The organism is Pseudomonas sp. Sample_11 (genome assembly GCF_004307505.1).
In the GTDB taxonomy this organism is placed as follows: Bacteria; Pseudomonadota; Gammaproteobacteria; order Pseudomonadales; family Pseudomonadaceae; genus Aquipseudomonas; species Aquipseudomonas atacamensis.
Map to the genome: position 1 here is coordinate 13,888 of NZ_RCOD01000077.1, position 16,170 is coordinate 30,057.

The following is a 16,170-nucleotide window of genomic DNA, read 5'->3' on the forward strand; positions in this document are numbered from 1 at the left end:
ATTCGCCGGGGTGATGAGGCAAATCTCATCAGAGGGACTTGCAGGATCGGTATTATGGTATACCATCAGACGCACAGACACTCTCAATCCCCAACGGAGCAGCTCATGAGTTTCGAAATTCGCAAGATCGTCAGCTATGTCGAAGAAACCTTCATCGAAGGCGGCAAGGCTACTGACAAGCCGGTGACCATGGTCGGCCTCGCCGTGGTGATGAAGAACCCTTGGGTGGGCAACGGTTTTGTCGAAGACCTCAAGCCGCAGATCCGCGCCAACTGCTCAGACCTCGGCGCGATGATGGTCGAGCGTCTGGTCGGGATCATCGGCGGTGCCGAGAAGATCGAGGCCTACGGTAAAGCGGCGGTCGTCGGCGCTGATGGCGAGATCGAACACGCCTCCGCCGTCATCCACACCCTACGCTTCGGCAATCACTATCGCGAAGCGGTAAAAGCCAAGAGCTACCTGAGCTTCACCAACAAGCGCGGCGGTCCGGGCACGTCGATTCAGATCCCGATGATGCACAAGGACGACGAAGGCCTGCGTTCGCACTACATCACCCTGGAAATGCAGATCGAAGACGCGCCGCGTGCTGACGAAATCGTCGTCGTGCTGGGTTGCGCCGACGGTGGCCGCCTGCACCCGCGCATCGGCAACCGCTACATCGATCTGGAAGAACTGGCCGCCGAAAAAGCCCAGTAATCACAACAAGAAAGGCATTGCAGGAGCGCTCCATGATTCGGCTCACCGCTGAACTCACCCCGGCTGGCACCAGTTACCTGGCGACCGGCCAAGGCCAGCCCGTGGTCTTGATCCACGGCGTGGGCCTGAACAAAGAAATGTGGGGCGGGCAGATTGTCGGCCTCGCCAGCCAGTACCAGGTGATCGCCTACGACATGCTCGGCCACGGCGCCAGCCCGCGCCCGGCCAGCGGCACCGACCTGCTCGGTTACGCCGATCAGTTGCTCGAGCTGCTCGATCACCTCAATCTGCCCCAGGCAGCGGTGATCGGTTTCTCCATGGGCGGCCTGGTCGCGCGGGCCTTCGCCCTGCATTACCCGGAGCGCCTGCAAAGCCTGGTGGTGCTGAACAGCGTGTTCAACCGCAGCGAAGAACAGCGTGCCGGCGTGATTGCCCGCACTGCGCAGGCTGCCGAACACGGCCCGGACGCCAATGCCGAAGCGGCGTTGTCGCGCTGGTTCAGCCGTGAATATCAGGCGGCCAACCCGGCGCAGATCGCCGCATTGCGCCAGACCTTGGCCAACAACGATCCGCAGGGCTACCTGACCACCTACGAATTGTTTGCCACCCAGGACATGTACCGCGCCGACGACCTGAGCAGCATTCAGGCACCGACGCTGATCGCCACCGGCGAACTCGACCCCGGTTCGACCCCGGAAATGGCCGAGCAACTGGCCCGACGCATCCCCGCTGCGAAGGTTGCCGTGCTGCCCGAGCAACGGCATATGATGCCGGTAGAGTCGCCGCGTCTGGTCAACCAGATGCTGCTGGAATTTCTCCAATTCGCACACGCCCGACAAAACCATATAAAGGGGATCGTTGCATGACACTCGCACGCTTCCAGATGTGCATCGGCGGAGACTGGGTCGACGCCCTCTCCGGCAAGACCTTCGAAAGCCTCAACCCGGCCTCCGCGCAAGCCTGGGCGGAACTGCCCGACGCCGATGAAGCGGACGTCGAACGCGCCGTGCAAGCAGCGCAAAATGCCTTCGACAGCCCGGCCTGGCGCGGCCTGACCGCCACTGCGCGCGGCAAACTGCTGCGTCGCCTCGGCGATCTGATCGCAGAAAACAAGGAACACCTGGCGCAGCTGGAAAGCCGCGACAACGGCAAGCTGATCCGCGAAACCCGTGGCCAGGTCAGCTATCTGCCGGAGTTCTTCCACTACACCGCAGGCCTCGCTGACAAGCTTGAAGGCGGCACCCTGCCGCTGGACAAGCCCGACCTGTTTGCCTACACCGTGCACGAAGCCATGGGTGTGGTTGCCGCGATCATTCCATGGAACAGCCCGCTGTACCTGACCGCGATCAAACTGGCCCCGGCCCTCGCCGCCGGCAACACGATTGTGATCAAGCCGTCCGAGCACGCCTCGGCGACCATTCTTGAGCTGGCACGCCTGGCCCTCGAAGCCGGGATTCCGCCGGGCGTGGTCAACGTCGTCACCGGTTACGGCCCGAGCACCGGCGCCGCCCTCACCCGCCATCCACTGATCCGCAAGATCGCCTTCACCGGCGGCGCGGCGACGGCACGGCATGTGGTGCGCAGCAGCGCCGAAAACTTCGCCAAGCTGTCGCTGGAACTGGGCGGCAAGTCGCCGAATATCATCTTCGCCGACGCCGATCTGGACAGTGCAATTAACGGTGCGATTGCCGGCATCTACGCGGCGTCCGGGCAGAGTTGCGTGTCTGGTTCGCGCTTGCTGGTGCAGGACGAAATCTACGACGAATTCGTCAATCGTCTGGTCGAGCGCGCCCAGCGCATTCGCATCGGCAACCCACAGGAAGACAATAGCGAGATGGGTCCGATGGCCACCGCGCAGCAACTGGCGGTGGTCGAAGGTCTGGTCGCCGATGCGATCGCCGAAGGCGCGCGTTTGCGCACCGGTGGCAAGCGTCCGGCGGATCTCGGTGAAGGCTGGTTCTACGAGCCGACGCTGTTCGAGTGCGACCGCAATTCGATGAAGATCATGCAGGAAGAAGTCTTCGGCCCGGTGGCTTCGGTGATTCGTTTCAAAGACGAAGCCGAAGCGCTGGCGATCGCCAACGACTCGCAGTTCGGCCTCGCTGCCGGCATCTGGACCCGCGACCTCGGCCGCGCCCATCGTCTGGCGCGCGATGTGCGCTCGGGGATCATCTGGGTCAACACTTACCGCGCAGTCTCGGCGATGGCGCCGATCGGCGGCTTCAAGAACAGTGGCTATGGACGCGAAAGCGGCATCGATTCGGTGCTGGCCTACACCGAACTGAAAACGGTGTGGATCAACCTCTCCCAGGCGCCAATGCCTGATCCGTTTGTGATGCGCTAGGAGTCCTGCGAAATGATCGAACCCGGCATTTACAAAGACGTCATGAGCTCGTTCCCGTCCGGCGTCACGGTGGTCACCACCCTCGACCCGGACGGCGGCATCGTCGGCATCACCGCCAGCGCGTTCAGCGCGCTGTCGATCGACCCGGCGCTGGTGCTGTTCTGCCCTAACTACGCCTCCGACACTTATCCGGTGCTGCGCGACAGCAAGAAGTTCGCCATCCATTTGCTCTCCGCCGAGCAGACCGCCGAAGCCTACGCGTTCGCCGGCAAGGGCAAGGAAAAGGCCAAGGGCATCGAGTGGCACCTGAGCGATCTGGGCAACCCGATCCTAGCCAAGGCGACGGCGATCATCGAGTGCGAGCTGTGGCGTGAATACGACGGCGGCGATCACGCGATCATTGTCGGCGCAGTGAAGAACCTGATCCTGCCCGAGCAACCGGTGACGCCGATGATTTATCACAAGGGCAAGCTCGGCCCGTTGCCGACTCTGGCCTGACGAATTCACACAATCCCTGTAGGAGCTGCCGAAGGCTGCGATCTTTTGATCTTGTTTTCAAAAGTCAAAGTCAAAAGATCGCAGCCTTCGGCAGCTCCTACACGAGGGATCTGTGGTGACTGGAGGATTTATGAGTAACGCGAAGTATGAAAAAGGTCTGAAAATCCGCACCCAGGTATTGGGCGAAGCCTATGTTCAGCGCTCGATCGAGAACGCCGACGATTTCACCCGTCCGCTGCAGGAAATGGTCACCGAATACTGCTGGGGCCATGTCTGGGGGCGTGAGGGTCTGTCGCTCAAGGAGCGCAGCATGATCAACCTGGCGATGATCTCGGCGCTCAACCGCCCGCATGAACTCAAGCTGCATGTGCGTGGCGCCTTGCGTAACGGCCTGAGTCGTGAGCAAATACGCGAAATTCTGCTTCAGGTCGGCATTTATTGCGGCGTTCCGGCGGCCGTGGACAGTTTCCGGCTGGCTCGTGAAGCCTTTGCCGAAGCCGACGCCGAGGCCTCCAGTTAACCCTCGGCTGTTTTGATGCCCGTCTGGCATGGACAGCCAAGCTCAAGAGCGGACCCCATGAAACGCCAGCCACTCGACGACAGCTTCAAGGTCAATCGCAACCCCGTTACCCTGCGCGAAATCGTGCTGGACAAACTGCGTAGCGCGATCATGAATTTCCAGCTCATGCCAGGCGATCGTCTGGTCGAACGCGACCTGTGCGATCGCCTCGGTGTCAGCCGCACTTCAGTGCGCGAAGCCTTGCGTCACCTCGAATCCGAAGGTCTCGTCGAATTCGCCGATGCCAAAGGCCCGCGCGTGGCCATCATCACCCTCGACGACGCCGTCGATATCTACGAACTGCGTTGTGTGCTCGAAGGCCTCATCGTCCAGCTGTTCACCCTGCGCGCCAAAGCCAAGGACATCAAAGCCCTGGAAAAAGCCCTCGACGACAACCGCAAGGCGTTGAAGGACGGCGAGTTGCAACAGGTGATCGACTCGGTGCAGGGCTTCTACGACGTGCTGCTCGAAGGTTCGGGCAACCATGTCGCCGCCACCCAATTGCGTCAGTTGCAGGCACGCATCAGCTATCTGCGCGCGACCTCGGTGTCCCAGGAGAACCGACGCGGCGCGAGTAATCACGAGATGGAAAAAATGGTCGAGGCGATCAAGAGCGGCGATCCGCTGGCGGCGCATCAGGCGTGTGTCGATCACGTCCGCGCGGCGGCTGCCGTGGCCCTCGATTACCTCAAGCGCAAGCAGGAAGAAACCGGCGTCGCCGTCAAAGGCACCCCGGCGATCACCCTGCCGATCGCGCTGAAAGAACCCCGCATAGGTCAATGACATGTTCAGCCCGAGCTTTTGCCCGAAATGCGGTGGCCCTGACCTTGGTCAGCAGACGCCGCCGGGCGATACGCACGAGCGCCTGATGTGCCGCGGCTGCGGCTACATCCACTACGTCAATCCGAAGATCATTGCCGGCTGCATCATCGAGCAGGACGGCAAATACCTCTTGTGCCAACGGGCGATTCCCCCGCGCCCCGGCACCTGGACGCTGCCGGCCGGTTTCATGGAAAGCGGTGAAACCACCGAGCAGGCGGCGCTGCGTGAAGTCTGGGAAGAAAGCGGCGTGCGCGCGGAAATCGTCTCGCCGTATTCGATTTTCAGCGTGCCGAAAATCAGCGAGGTGTACATCATATTCCGCGCCATCGCCCTGGAGATCACCGGGCAGTACGGGCCGGAGACCATGGATTACAAATTCTTCGCCCCGGAAGAGATTCCCTGGGAGCAGATCTACTACCCGGCGATCCGGCAGATTCTCGAGCGCTATATCGAAGAGCGCCAGGCTGGGGTGTATGGGATCTACATGGGCAATGACGATAGCGGCAAGATTCATTTCATGCGCTAAAAATCACCAGTCCCCTGATCGTTCCCACGCTCCGCGTGGGAATGCCTCTACGGACGCTCCGCGTTCGGCTCTGGATGGGACGCAGAGCGTCCCGGGCGGCATTCCCACGCGGAGCGTGGGAACGATCATCAGTGTGGCTTAAATTGGGTTGATGCCTTCAACGATGATGATCTCCGCCCTCGCCCATTCTTCGCGATAACTTTTCGCCTCCTGATACGCCGCCGAGCGGTAGCACGCGACGGCTGTTTCGTAGCTTTCAAACTCGATGATCACCGTGCGCTGTGGCGTCTGCCGCCCTTCCAGCGCTTCACTGCGCCCGCCTCTGGCGAGAAACCTGCCGCCGAATGCGGCAATCGCCTGCGGGGTGCGCTGGGTGTATTGGCTGTAGTGCTCGGCATCGGCTATATCCACATGTGCAATCCAGTACGCCTTCATAGTGACCTCTTTGTTGATTTTGTATTATGGTATACCAATATATTTCCAACGAACCCTGAGAGTCCAGCATGGCCTTCAACAGCATCGAAGAAATCATCGAAGATTATCGCCTCGGCAAAATGGTCCTGCTGGTCGATGACGAAGACCGCGAGAACGAAGGCGACCTGCTGCTGGCCGCTGATCGTTGCACGCCGGAGGCTATCAGCTTCATGGCCCGCGAAGCACGCGGGCTGATCTGCCTGACCCTCACCGACGAACATTGCCAGCGTCTGGGCCTGGAGCAAATGGTACCCGCCAACGGCAGTGTGTTCAGCACTGCATTTACCGTGTCGATCGAAGCGGCGGTCGGCGTGACCACCGGCATTTCCGCCGCAGATCGCGCCTGCACAGTCGCCGCCGCCGTCGCGCCGAATGCCCGCGCCGAAGACCTGGTGCAGCCCGGCCACATCTTCCCGCTGCGCGCCAAGGAAGGTGGCGTGCTGACCCGCGCCGGGCATACCGAGGCCGGTTGCGATCTGGCGCGTCTGGCCGGTTTCACCCCGGCCTCGGTGATCGTCGAAGTGATGAACGACGACGGCACCATGGCGCGCCGCCCGGATCTGGAGCAGTTCGCGCGCAAGCATGGGATCAAGATCGGCACCATCGCCGACCTCATCCACTATCGCCTGAGCACCGAGCACACCATCGAACGCATCGGCGAACGTGAGCTGCCGACTGTGCATGGCACCTTCCGTTTGATCACCTTCGAGGATCGCATCGAAGGCGGCGTGCACATGGCGATGGTCATGGGCGATCTGCGCCGCGAGGAGCCGACACTGGTGCGCGTGCATGTGATCGATCCGCTGCGCGATCTGGTCGGCGCCGAGTACAGCGGACCGACGAACTGGACGTTGTGGGCGGCGCTGCAACGGGTCGCGGCCGAGGGTCATGGGGTTGTGGTGGTGCTGGCCAATCATGAATCGTCGCAGGCCTTGCTCGAACGCGTGCCGCAGTTGACCCAGCCGCCACGGCAGTTCAGCCGCTCGCAGTCGCGGATTTATTCCGAGGTCGGGACGGGGGCGCAGATTCTGCAGAACCTTGGGGTTGGCAAGCTGCGCCACCTCGGTCCACCGCTGAAGTATGCAGGGTTGACCGGGTATGACCTTGAGGTGGTTGAGAGCATTCCGTTCACTGAATGACCCTGTTATCGATACTCCCCTGTGGCGAGGGGATTTGTCCCCGTCGGGCTGCGAAGCGGCCCCGATTCCTGCCAACGCGATCCGCCAGAAATATCGCATGTCCCGCTTTCAGGGCTGCTCCGCAGCCCAACGGGGATAAATCCCCTCGCCACAGTTTCATTCGCTACACATTTGGATGAAGACCGGAAAGACAGATCCGCCAGATAACCGGTAAGGCAAAGTGCTTGCACAAAGTCTGGAATACCATAATATGATATTCCATAGACCGGGCGTTCCAACGAAGCGTCCAGCTGCTGCTCCCGACAGGCGGGCAACAACGCAAGGCCCGCTCAAAAACACAACAATGAGGGCGTGAACATGGTGTTGAACAAAGCTGCAACCGCGATCTTTTTCGCGGGACTGCTCAGCGTTACCGGCCAGGCTGCAATGGCTGCCGAAAGCGTGAATTTTGTCAGCTGGGGCGGTAGCACCCAGGATGCGCAGAAACAGGCCTGGGCCGATCCGTTCAGCAAGGCCAGCGGCATCACCGTCGTCCAGGACGGCCCCACCGACTACGGCAAACTCAAGGCCATGGTCGAAAGCGGCAACGTGCAGTGGGACGTGGTCGATGTCGAAGCCGATTTCGCCCTGCGCGCCGCTGCCGAAGGCCTGCTTGAACCCCTCGACTTCAAAGTGATCCAGCGCGACAAGATCGACCCGCGCTTCGTCAGCGATCACGGCGTCGGCTCGTTCTTCTTCTCCTTCGTCCTCGGCTACAACGAAGGCAAGCTCGGCGCCAACAAGCCGCAGGACTGGAGCGCGCTGTTCGATACCAAGACCTACCCCGGCAAACGCGCCCTGTACAAATGGCCAAGCCCCGGCGTGCTCGAACTGGCGCTGCTGGCCGACGGCGTTGCGGCTGACAAGCTCTACCCGCTGGATCTGGATCGCGCCTTCAAGAAACTCGACACCATCAAGAAAGACATCGTCTGGTGGGGCGGCGGCGCGCAGTCGCAGCAACTGCTGGCGTCCGGCGAAGCGAGCATGGGCCAGTTCTGGAATGGCCGTGTGCACGCCTTGCAGGAAGACGGCGCACCGGTCGGCGTGAGCTGGAAACAGAACCTGGTCATGGCCGACATTCTGGTCATCCCCAAAGGCTCGAAAAACAAAGATGCGGCGATGAAGTTCCTCGCCAATGCCAGCAGCGCCAAAGGCCAGGCCGACTTCTCCAACCTGACCGCCTACGCGCCGGTCAACCTCGACAGTGTGGAGCGTCTGGATTCGACGCTGGCCCCCAACCTGCCGACGGCTTACGCCAAGGATCAGATCACCCTTGATTTCGCTTACTGGGCCAAGAACGGTCCGGCTATCGCGACACGGTGGAACGAATGGCTGGTCAAATGAAAATCGCGGCCACTGCGCCCCGTCCTTCCACTGCCACCGGGAGCGCCGCTGGCGCTACCGGATCGGCGTTCAAACAACGCTGGCGCGGCGCCGGCAACCTTGTCCCGGCGCTGCTGTTCCTCGGCCTGTTCTTTCTCGCACCGTTGATTGGCCTGCTGCTGCGCGGTGTGCTCGAACCTGTGCCGGGTCTCGGCAACTACGAACAGTTGTTCGCCAACTCGGCCTATGCGCGAGTGCTGCTCAACACCTTTTCGGTGGCCGGGCTGGTGACGCTGTTCAGTCTGCTGCTGGGCTTTCCGCTGGCCTGGGCGATCACTTTGGTGCCGCGCGGTTGGGGGCGCTGGATCCTCAACATCGTGCTGCTGTCGATGTGGACCAGCCTGCTCGCCCGCACCTATTCGTGGCTGGTGTTGCTGCAAGCCTCGGGCGTGATCAACAAGGCGCTGATGGCGATGGGCATCATCGATCAACCGCTGGAGATGGTGCACAACCTGACGGGCGTGGTGATCGGCATGAGCTACATCATGATCCCGTTCATCGTGCTGCCGTTGCAGGCGACCATGCAGGCCATCGACCCGATGATCCTGCAGGCCGGCTCGATCTGCGGTGCCAGTCCGTGGACCAACTTCTTCCGGGTGTTCCTGCCGCTGTGCCGGCCGGGTCTGGCGTCCGGCGGTTTGATGGTGTTCGTGATGTCGCTCGGTTACTACGTCACCCCCGCTTTGCTGGGCGGGGCGCAGAACATGATGCTGCCGGAGTTCATCATTCAGCAGGTGCAATCGTTCCTCAACTGGGGCCTGGCCAGTGCCGGCGCCGCGTTGCTGATCGCAATCACCCTGGTGCTGTTCTACTTCTACCTGAAGCTTCAACCGGAATCCCCGGTTGGCGCCAGTAACGCGAGGTAAGCCGACATGCTCCTGACCCCCAATGCCATGAGCCGGCGCATGCGTTTCGGCCTCTACGCCACTACCGGGCTGATCGGTCTGTTCCTGCTGTTGCCGATCGTGTTCATCGTGCTGCTGTCGTTCGGCTCCTCGCAGTGGCTGGTGTTCCCGCCACCGGGCTGGACGCTGAAATGGTACGGCCAGTTCTTCTCCAATCCCGACTGGATGAACGCCGCTGCCGCCAGCCTCAAGGTCGCCGTGCTGACCACGATCTGCGCCGTTGCCCTCGGTTTGCCGACCGCGTTTGCGCTGGTGCGCGGACGCTTCCCCGGCCGCGAGATGCTCTACGGCCTGTTCACCCTGCCGATGATCGTGCCGCTGGTGATCATTGCCGTGGCGGTGTATGCGCTGTTTCTCAAGCTCGGCTATACCGGGACCATGTTCGCCTTCGTCGTCAGCCATGTGATCGTCGCGCTGCCGTTCACCATCATCTCGATCATCAACTCGCTGAAGCTGTTCGATCAGTCGATTGAAGACGCGGCGGTGATCTGCGGTGCCTCGCGCTTGCAAGCGGTGTTCAAGGTGACGTTCCCGGCCATCCGTCCGGGGATGGTCGCCGGCGCCCTCTTCGCCTTCCTCGTTTCGTGGGACGAAGTGGTGCTCAGCGTGATGATGGCGAGCCCGACTCTGCAAACCCTTCCCGTGAAAATGTGGACCACCCTGCGCCAGGACCTGACGCCAGTGATCGCCGTCGCTTCGACGCTGCTGATCGGCTTGTCGGTTTTGGTCATGGTCATCGCCGCCGCATTGCGCCGGCGCAACGAAATCAGCGCCTGAGCGCCCAGGAGTACGACATGAGTGCCGTGATCAAAGACGCATCCCAGCAGAACGACAAACCCCTGGTCAGCCTGCGCAACCTGAACAAGCACTACGGCGATTTCGCTGCCGTCGACAATATCTCGCTGGACATCAAGGACGGCGAATTCCTCACCTTCCTCGGCTCCAGCGGCTCGGGCAAAAGCACCACGCTGTCGATGCTCGCCGGGTTCGAAACACCGAGCAGCGGCGAGATCCTCGTCAACGGCCAGTCGCTGGTCAACGTGCCGCCGCACAAGCGTGACATCGGCATGGTCTTCCAGCGCTACTCGCTGTTCCCGCATCTATCGGTGCGCGACAACATCGCTTTCCCTTTGGCGATCCGTAAACTGGCTGCCGCCGAGCGTGAAAAACGCGTCGATGCGATGTTGAAGCTGGTGCAGCTCGAACAGTTCGCCCATCGCCGCCCTTCGCAACTGTCTGGCGGCCAGCAACAACGTGTCGCCATCGCCCGGGCGCTGGTTTACGAACCACGCATCCTGCTGATGGATGAACCATTGGGCGCGCTGGACAAGAAGCTGCGCGAGGACTTGCAGGATGAACTACGCCAGCTGCACCGGCGCCTGGGCATCACCATCGTTTACGTGACCCACGACCAGGAAGAAGCCATGCGTCTGTCGCAACGCATCGCGATTTTCAGCCACGGCAAAATCGTCGGCCTGGGCAGTGGTTATGACCTTTACCAGAATCCGCCGAATGCATTTGTCGCGTCGTTCCTGGGCAATTCGAACTTCCTCAAGCTCAAGGCGCAGAGCAATGCAGCGGCGAGTTTCGAGGGGCAGTCGTTGTCGATTCGGCTGACGTCCGGGTTGCACACTGATCAGGATGTGCTGCTGATGGTGCGGCCAGAAAAAGCCTTGGCGTTGAGCACGCAGCAGGCGCTGGATGAGCCGCTGGCGGCGGGTTGGAATGAGGTGTCGGCGAATGTTGTGGAGGTGCTGTTTCTCGGTGAGAGCCAGACGTGCAGCGTGGTGACTGCGGGCGGGACGTCAATGACGGTGAAAGCGCTGTCGGCAGCGGGCATGCCACTCAAGGCCGGCGATCCGGTAAGGGTGCGCTGGGCGACGGCGGATGCTTGTGTTTATACCGAATGGACCGAGAGCGATTTGAACAAGGCTGCCGGTGCTCACTGATTGCGCTGAGTCAGTTGGATCTACCCCCTCACCCCAGCCCTCTCCCCCACGGGGGGCGAGGGGGAAAGGGAGCCGATCTTCATGCTGTTCAAAATGTAAGTTCGACTCGGTATCGCACGTCGGCGTATCTCGCAACAACACCTCGGTCAGTCCCCTCTCCCATTGGGAGAGGGCTAGGGTGAGGGCAAGCAGGCGACACGGTATTAGCCAATGGCCCGGTACCCTTCAATCTCATCCGGCCAAGCCGTCAGCACTTCGAACCCGCTCTCCGTCACCGCGACCATATGCTCCCACTGCGCTGACAACGAGCCATCCTTGGTCAATACGGTCCAGCCATCCGGCATATTCTTCACATGGCGTTTGCCGGCATTGAGCATCGGTTCCACGGTGAAAATCATCCCGGCCTTGAGCTTCAGCCCTTGATTGGGAAAGCCGTAATGCAGGATTTGCGGTTCGTCGTGATAGACCTTACCGATGCCATGGCCGCAGTACTCGCGCACCACGCTGAAACCCTCCGCCTCCGCCAGGCTCTGGATCGCATGACCGATATCGCCCAGCGTTGCGCCCGGTTTCACTGCACGAATGCCCGCGCACATCGCATCGTAAGTGGTCTTGATCAGGTGCTGCGCCTCGGGGCTTGCCTCACCCACGACATACATGCGGCTGGTATCACCGAACCAGCCATCCTTGATCACGGCGATGTCGAGATTGACGATGTCGCCGTCTTTCAATGGCGTACCCGATGGAATGCCGTGGCACACCACGTCATTGACCGACGCACAGACGGTTTTTGGAAAGCCGTGATAACCGACGTTGGCCGGCACGGCTTTCTGCACATTGACGATGTGATCGTTGCACAGCCGATCCAGCTCATCGGTGGTCACGCCAGCCTTCACATGCGGCACCAGCATTGCCAGCACTTCAGCGGCGAGCTTGCCGGCGGCGCGGGATTTTTCGATGTCGGCCGGCGTGTTGATCTTGATCTGGTTTCTCATGCGCTGACGGCTTCCTGAGTCAGTTGTTGCAGATCCAGTCCGCCGTTCTGTTCGGCGCGGATCAGCAGGCGGCAAATGGCGCTGTGGTCGAGGTTGGGATGCAGCTCGGCGAGCATGCCGATGCGCATCCAGTGCTCGGCCTGCGCGTTGATCGAGCGACTGAGCGCGTTGCTGGAGATGCGCAGATTCTCGTGCATGTCCTCTGAAATCTTTACGATGCCCATGTCTATATCCGATACGAAATGTATATGGATCGTATACTAGCCAAGCTTACCCTCGGATTGCAAACGCTCCGCCACGCAAACACGCACCCTTGTAGGAGCTGCCGAAGGCTGCGATCTTTTGATCTTGCCCGTTAAAAAGATCGCAGCCTCCGGCAGCTCCTACCAAAGCAGATTCGGCTCCCCATCAGCGGCCTGATCGACTACCATGCCCGCGCCGGTTTCCACACGGAATTAATAGGGAATCCGAAATGCTTGCACAGCATCAATCGGAACTGCCCCCGCAACTGTAGGTGCCGAGCCTGCTCCTCGACTGCCACTGGGAATCCCGGGAAGGCCGGAGCCAGGCGATGACGCATCAGTCAGGAGACCTGCCGGCACAGTGACTGACTAACCGGCGGGGTGTCCGGGAAGGACATCGTGCCGTGCTTGTTTTCACTATGCCGGCCTTGCGCAGTTTCCACGACCGCGCCCGAGGTGTGTTTCCAACCGTACCCGCCCGCTCCCGTACGGTTCTCCTGGAGACTGCCCCATGCTGCTGCCCCGCCTTGCCACCCTGCTCACCGCTTTGAGCCTTTGCGCCCTGGCGCAAGCGGCGCCGACTGCGTATCCGCTGACCGTGGAAAACTGTGGCAGCAGCCTGACCTTTCAGCACGCGCCTGCGCGCACGGTGACCATCGGCCAAGCCGGCACGGAAATGCTCTATGCCTTGGGTCTGGGCGACAAAGTCGTTGGCACTTCGCTGTGGTTCAACGACGTGCTGGGCACATACAAAGCGCAGAACGACAGGATCGAGCGCCTCGCCGACAACGAGCCGAGTTTCGAAGCGGTGATCGCTAAACGCCCGGAGCTGGTCGCCGTCGAGCTGGAATGGATGGTCGGCCCGCAAGGCGCGGTCGGCACCCGCGAGCAGTTTCATGAACTGAAGATTCCGACCTATCTGCTGCCCTCCGATTGCGAAGCCAAGGACAACCTCGTCGGTTCGGACGGCACGCGGCTGGCGCCGTTTCGCATCGACAGCATCTACAAAGCCGTGAGCCAGCTCGCAGCGATTTTCGATGTGCAGGCGCGTGGCGAGCAACTCAATGAGCAGCTCAAAGCCAGCCTCGCGCAGTCGATCGCCACGGCGAAAAAGCAGCAGCGTAGAGACGTCAGCGCCCTGGTGTGGTTCTCCAGCGCCGAGATGGACATCGAGCCTTTCGTGGCCGGGCACAAAGGCGTTCCCGATTTCATGCTCAGCACCCTCGGCGTGCGCAACGTGGTCGAGTCGGATGAAGAATGGCCGACCGTCGGCTGGGAAACCATCGCCAAGGCCAACCCGACGTTTCTGGTGATCGCGCGCATGGATCGTCGACGTTTCCCGGCGGACGACTATCAGAAAAAACTCGCCTTCCTGCGCAGTGATCCGGTGACGCGCAACATGGACGCGGTCAAGCACAACCGCATCATCATCCTTGACGCCATGGCCATGCAGGCCAGCCTGCGCACCTTCGACGGCCTCGCACAACTGGCCAGCGCCATCAACGGCTACGACCTGTCGCAATGAGCAGACGCCTGATCCGATTGCTGCTGGTGCTGTTGACGCTGTCGGTCGCGCTGATCGGCGGCGTGGCCATTGGCGAGACTTCGATCGAGCCGAGCGTGGTGTTGCAGGTGCTGGCCAACAAGCTGTGGGGCGCCGGTTATGTGCTCGACCCGATCGACGAAGGCATCGTCTGGAACTATCGCCTGACCCGCGCGCTGGTCGCGGCGGCCTGCGGCGCCGGTCTGGCGACCTGTGGCGTAATCCTGCAGTCGCTGCTGCGCAATCCGCTGGCCGATCCTTATCTGCTGGGTATTTCTGCTGGCGCCTCGACTGGCGCGGTGATGGTCGCCCTGCTTGGCGTCGGCGCCGGGGCGATTTCATTGTCGGTCGGTGCGTTTGCCGGCGCGGTGACGGCGTTCGTGCTGGTAATCCTGTTGGCGCGGGTCAGCGGCTCGGCCAGCGGCACCGGGCAGATCATTCTCGCCGGGATTGCCGGCTCGCAACTGTTCAACGCCCTCACCGCTTTTCTGATCACCCGCTCGGCCAGCTCCGAACAAGCGCGCGGGATCATGTTCTGGTTGTTGGGCAATCTCGGCGGCGTGCGCTGGCCGTCGGTGTGGCTGGCGGTGCCGGTGGCGGTGTTGGGGTTGGTTGTTTGTCTGTGGCATCGCCGAGCCTTGGATGCGTTCACCTTTGGCGCGGACTCGGCAGCCTCCCTCGGCATTGCCGTGCGCCGAGTGCAGATCCTGCTGATTGGCTGCGCCGCGCTGGTGACGGCGGTGATGGTGTCGATTGTCGGCTCGATCGGCTTTGTCGGTCTGGTGATTCCCCATGCCGCGCGGTTGTTGCTCGGCACGGGGCATGCGCGTCTGTTGCCCGCCAGTGCGCTGGGCGGTGCGGTGTTTCTGATTGCCGCCGATGTGCTGTCGCGCACCCTGATCAAGGGTCAGGTGATCCCGGTCGGCGTGATCACTGCGCTGGTCGGCGCACCGGTGTTCGCGCTGATTCTGGTGGGCCGGAGATCGGCGCGATGAACACGGTTCTGAGTTGTGCGGGTGTGGGCTTCAAAGTGCGCGGTGCCGAGTTGCTCAACGGTGTCAGCCTCGATGTTCAGCGCGGCGAGACCCTGGGCATTGTCGGGCCGAACGGTTCGGGTAAATCCACTCTGCTGAAACTGCTCGCCGGGCTGCGTGAACCGAGCGTGGGCCATGTGCAGCTCGACGGTCGGACGCTGGGCAAGATGTCGCGGCGCACTATCGCGCAGACGCTCGCGGTGGTTGAGCAGCAGGCCGATACCGACGATGGCATTCGCGTGTTCGACGCGGTGGCGCTGGGGCGGACGCCGTGGTTATCGGCGCTGCAACCGTGGTCGCCCGCCGATGACGCCATCGTCGAGCAAGCGCTGGTCGACGTCGACGCCGTGCACCTGCGCAACCGCCTCTGGCGCAGCCTCTCCGGCGGTGAACGCCAACGCGTGCATATCGCCCGCGCTCTGGCGCAGCGCCCGCAGATCCTGCTGCTCGACGAGCCGGCGAATCACCTCGATATCCAGCATCAGTTGAGCATTCTGCAAGTGGTGCGCGCACTGCCGGTGACTACGTTGATCGCCCTGCACGATCTCAATCAGGCGCTCAAGTGCGATCGCCTGGCGGTGCTGGAGCGCGGGCGTCTGGTCGCGCTTGGCGAGCCGCTGCACGTGCTGACGCCGGAGCGGTTACAGACGACTTTCGGGGTCAGGGCGCACTATCTGACGGACCCGTTCGATGGTGCACCGATATTGCGCTTCCTTGCTTGAAGCATGTGTAGCTGACAGACCGCTTTCGCGAGCAAGCTCGCTCCCACAAAGGATTTGTGTGTTGCCGTGAATGACAGGGGGAACGCGAATTCTGTGTGAGCGAGCCTGCTCGCGAAGGCGTCAGGTCATCCAACATGGTGTCGACTGACACACCGCTTTCGCGAGCAGGCTCGCTCCCACAAGGGTTTTGTGTGTTGCCGTGAATGACAGGGGGAACGCGAATTCTGTGTGAGCGAGCCTGCTCGCGAAGGCGTCAGGTCATCCAACATGGTGTCGACTGACACACCGCTTTCGCGAGCA

At 61.7% G+C, this 16,170-nt stretch carries 18 protein-coding genes and 1 riboswitch; of the genes, 15 read left to right on the forward strand and 3 right to left on the reverse strand.

The annotated features are described in order from the left end of the window. Nucleotides 1–105 precede the first annotated feature (105 nt). From D8U60_RS20970 to D8U60_RS21005, 7 genes are all read left to right on the forward strand, one after another. Nucleotides 106–696, forward strand: coding sequence for an amino acid synthesis family protein (locus D8U60_RS20970; RefSeq protein ID WP_007968626.1), 591 nt, complete (start codon nt 106–108; stop codon nt 694–696). 32 nt (nt 697–728) lie between these two features. After that, nucleotides 729–1,562 carry an alpha/beta fold hydrolase gene (locus D8U60_RS20975; protein WP_024013187.1) on the forward strand — a complete coding sequence of 278 codons (834 nt, stop codon included), beginning with the start codon at nt 729–731 and terminating at the stop codon, nt 1,560–1,562. Continuing rightward, the gene (locus tag D8U60_RS20980) at nt 1,559–3,040 is read left to right on the forward strand and encodes an aldehyde dehydrogenase (RefSeq protein ID WP_024013188.1); all 1,482 of its coding nucleotides are present in this window, start codon (nt 1,559–1,561) and stop codon (nt 3,038–3,040) included. Before D8U60_RS20975 ends, D8U60_RS20980 begins: the two co-directional genes overlap by 4 nt. 12 nt (nt 3,041–3,052) lie before the next feature. Beyond that, a complete protein-coding gene (locus D8U60_RS20985) occupies nt 3,053–3,538 on the forward strand; it encodes a flavin reductase family protein (protein ID WP_071172702.1) in 486 nt (161 codons plus the stop codon). A 130-nt stretch (nt 3,539–3,668) separates the two neighbouring features. Continuing rightward, a complete protein-coding gene (locus D8U60_RS20995; protein ID WP_130900843.1) occupies nt 3,669–4,058 on the forward strand; it encodes a carboxymuconolactone decarboxylase family protein in 390 nt (129 codons plus the stop codon). A 57-nt stretch (nt 4,059–4,115) separates the two neighbouring features. After that, nucleotides 4,116–4,880, forward strand: coding sequence for a GntR family transcriptional regulator (locus D8U60_RS21000; protein ID WP_016775014.1), 765 nt, complete (start codon nt 4,116–4,118; stop codon nt 4,878–4,880). 1 nt (nt 4,881) lies between these two features. Further along, the gene (locus D8U60_RS21005) at nt 4,882–5,445 is read left to right on the forward strand and encodes an NUDIX hydrolase (protein ID WP_024013191.1); all 564 of its coding nucleotides are present in this window, start codon (nt 4,882–4,884) and stop codon (nt 5,443–5,445) included. A gap of 138 nt (nt 5,446–5,583) precedes the next feature. Here D8U60_RS21005 and D8U60_RS21010 read toward each other — a convergent pair whose 3' ends face one another. Next, nucleotides 5,584–5,880: a DUF1330 domain-containing protein gene (locus tag D8U60_RS21010; RefSeq protein ID WP_122610899.1), complete on the reverse strand. Its 297-nt coding sequence runs from the start codon at nt 5,878–5,880 to the stop codon at nt 5,584–5,586. A gap of 68 nt (nt 5,881–5,948) precedes the next feature. Between D8U60_RS21010 and ribBA the strand changes: the two genes are divergently transcribed. The 5 genes from ribBA (at nt 5,949) to D8U60_RS21035 (ending at nt 11,334) form a co-directional block, all read left to right on the forward strand. After that, nucleotides 5,949–7,058: a bifunctional 3,4-dihydroxy-2-butanone-4-phosphate synthase/GTP cyclohydrolase II gene (gene ribBA / locus D8U60_RS21015; protein WP_016775017.1), complete on the forward strand. Its 1,110-nt coding sequence runs from the start codon at nt 5,949–5,951 to the stop codon at nt 7,056–7,058. A 357-nt stretch (nt 7,059–7,415) separates the two neighbouring features. Further along, nucleotides 7,416–8,441, forward strand: a complete 1,026-nt coding sequence (locus tag D8U60_RS21020; RefSeq protein WP_122602413.1) for an ABC transporter substrate-binding protein — start codon at nt 7,416–7,418, stop codon at nt 8,439–8,441. Further along, entirely contained in the window at nt 8,438–9,346 is a 909-nt protein-coding gene (locus D8U60_RS21025; RefSeq protein ID WP_064363445.1) for an ABC transporter permease, read from the forward strand. The genes D8U60_RS21020 and D8U60_RS21025 overlap by 4 nt, the downstream gene beginning before the upstream one ends. Before the next feature lie 6 nt (nt 9,347–9,352). Then, the gene (locus D8U60_RS21030; protein WP_007918021.1) at nt 9,353–10,162 is read left to right on the forward strand and encodes an ABC transporter permease; all 810 of its coding nucleotides are present in this window, start codon (nt 9,353–9,355) and stop codon (nt 10,160–10,162) included. Nucleotides 10,163–10,179: 17 nt separating this feature from the next. Beyond that, nucleotides 10,180–11,334, forward strand: coding sequence for an ABC transporter ATP-binding protein (locus tag D8U60_RS21035; protein ID WP_130900844.1), 1,155 nt, complete (start codon nt 10,180–10,182; stop codon nt 11,332–11,334). Nucleotides 11,335–11,537: 203 nt separating this feature from the next. Here the strand turns inward: D8U60_RS21035 and map are convergent, their stop codons facing one another. Further along, nucleotides 11,538–12,329, reverse strand: a complete 792-nt coding sequence (map, locus tag D8U60_RS21040; protein WP_122698097.1) for a type I methionyl aminopeptidase — start codon at nt 12,327–12,329, stop codon at nt 11,538–11,540. Beyond that, a complete protein-coding gene (locus tag D8U60_RS21045; RefSeq protein WP_007918027.1) occupies nt 12,326–12,553 on the reverse strand; it encodes a ParD-like family protein in 228 nt (75 codons plus the stop codon). Before D8U60_RS21045 ends, map begins: the two co-directional genes overlap by 4 nt. Nucleotides 12,554–12,751: 198 nt before the next feature. After that, nucleotides 12,752–12,944: riboswitch (cobalamin riboswitch) on the forward strand. A 138-nt stretch (nt 12,945–13,082) separates the two neighbouring features. Between D8U60_RS21045 and D8U60_RS21050 the strand changes: the two genes are divergently transcribed. Genes D8U60_RS21050 through D8U60_RS21060 form a run of 3 tightly spaced genes read left to right on the forward strand, consistent with a single transcriptional unit; the run spans nt 13,083 to nt 15,870 of the window. After that, a complete protein-coding gene (locus D8U60_RS21050; protein ID WP_122698095.1) occupies nt 13,083–14,096 on the forward strand; it encodes an ABC transporter substrate-binding protein in 1,014 nt (337 codons plus the stop codon). Continuing rightward, nucleotides 14,093–15,109, forward strand: a complete 1,017-nt coding sequence (locus D8U60_RS21055; RefSeq protein WP_073471135.1) for an iron ABC transporter permease — start codon at nt 14,093–14,095, stop codon at nt 15,107–15,109. Before D8U60_RS21050 ends, D8U60_RS21055 begins: the two co-directional genes overlap by 4 nt. After that, the gene (locus tag D8U60_RS21060) at nt 15,106–15,870 is read left to right on the forward strand and encodes an ABC transporter ATP-binding protein (protein WP_130900845.1); all 765 of its coding nucleotides are present in this window, start codon (nt 15,106–15,108) and stop codon (nt 15,868–15,870) included. Before D8U60_RS21055 ends, D8U60_RS21060 begins: the two co-directional genes overlap by 4 nt. The last annotated feature ends 300 nt before the right edge of the window (nt 15,871–16,170 follow it).

Excerpts from the sequence above, each read along its gene's own strand:
- D8U60_RS20970 (WP_007968626.1), top strand. The coding sequence starts at position 106 with ATGAGTTTCGAAATTCGCAAGATCGTCAGCTATGTCGAAGAAACCTTC.
- D8U60_RS20975 (WP_024013187.1), top strand. The coding sequence starts at position 729 with ATGATTCGGCTCACCGCTGAACTCACCCCGGCTGGCACCAGTTACCTG.
- D8U60_RS20980 (WP_024013188.1), top strand. The coding sequence starts at position 1,559 with ATGACACTCGCACGCTTCCAGATGTGCATCGGCGGAGACTGGGTCGAC.
- D8U60_RS20985 (WP_071172702.1), top strand. The coding sequence starts at position 3,053 with ATGATCGAACCCGGCATTTACAAAGACGTCATGAGCTCGTTCCCGTCC.
- D8U60_RS20995 (WP_130900843.1), top strand. The coding sequence starts at position 3,669 with ATGAGTAACGCGAAGTATGAAAAAGGTCTGAAAATCCGCACCCAGGTA.
- D8U60_RS21000 (WP_016775014.1), top strand. The coding sequence starts at position 4,116 with ATGAAACGCCAGCCACTCGACGACAGCTTCAAGGTCAATCGCAACCCC.
- D8U60_RS21005 (WP_024013191.1), top strand. The coding sequence starts at position 4,882 with ATGTTCAGCCCGAGCTTTTGCCCGAAATGCGGTGGCCCTGACCTTGGT.
- D8U60_RS21010 (WP_122610899.1), bottom strand. The coding sequence starts at position 5,880 with ATGAAGGCGTACTGGATTGCACATGTGGATATAGCCGATGCCGAGCAC.
- ribBA (WP_016775017.1), top strand. The coding sequence starts at position 5,949 with ATGGCCTTCAACAGCATCGAAGAAATCATCGAAGATTATCGCCTCGGC.
- D8U60_RS21020 (WP_122602413.1), top strand. The coding sequence starts at position 7,416 with ATGGTGTTGAACAAAGCTGCAACCGCGATCTTTTTCGCGGGACTGCTC.
- D8U60_RS21025 (WP_064363445.1), top strand. The coding sequence starts at position 8,438 with ATGAAAATCGCGGCCACTGCGCCCCGTCCTTCCACTGCCACCGGGAGC.
- D8U60_RS21030 (WP_007918021.1), top strand. The coding sequence starts at position 9,353 with ATGCTCCTGACCCCCAATGCCATGAGCCGGCGCATGCGTTTCGGCCTC.
- D8U60_RS21035 (WP_130900844.1), top strand. The coding sequence starts at position 10,180 with ATGAGTGCCGTGATCAAAGACGCATCCCAGCAGAACGACAAACCCCTG.
- map (WP_122698097.1), bottom strand. The coding sequence starts at position 12,329 with ATGAGAAACCAGATCAAGATCAACACGCCGGCCGACATCGAAAAATCC.
- D8U60_RS21045 (WP_007918027.1), bottom strand. The coding sequence starts at position 12,553 with ATGGGCATCGTAAAGATTTCAGAGGACATGCACGAGAATCTGCGCATC.
- D8U60_RS21050 (WP_122698095.1), top strand. The coding sequence starts at position 13,083 with ATGCTGCTGCCCCGCCTTGCCACCCTGCTCACCGCTTTGAGCCTTTGC.
- D8U60_RS21055 (WP_073471135.1), top strand. The coding sequence starts at position 14,093 with ATGAGCAGACGCCTGATCCGATTGCTGCTGGTGCTGTTGACGCTGTCG.
- D8U60_RS21060 (WP_130900845.1), top strand. The coding sequence starts at position 15,106 with ATGAACACGGTTCTGAGTTGTGCGGGTGTGGGCTTCAAAGTGCGCGGT.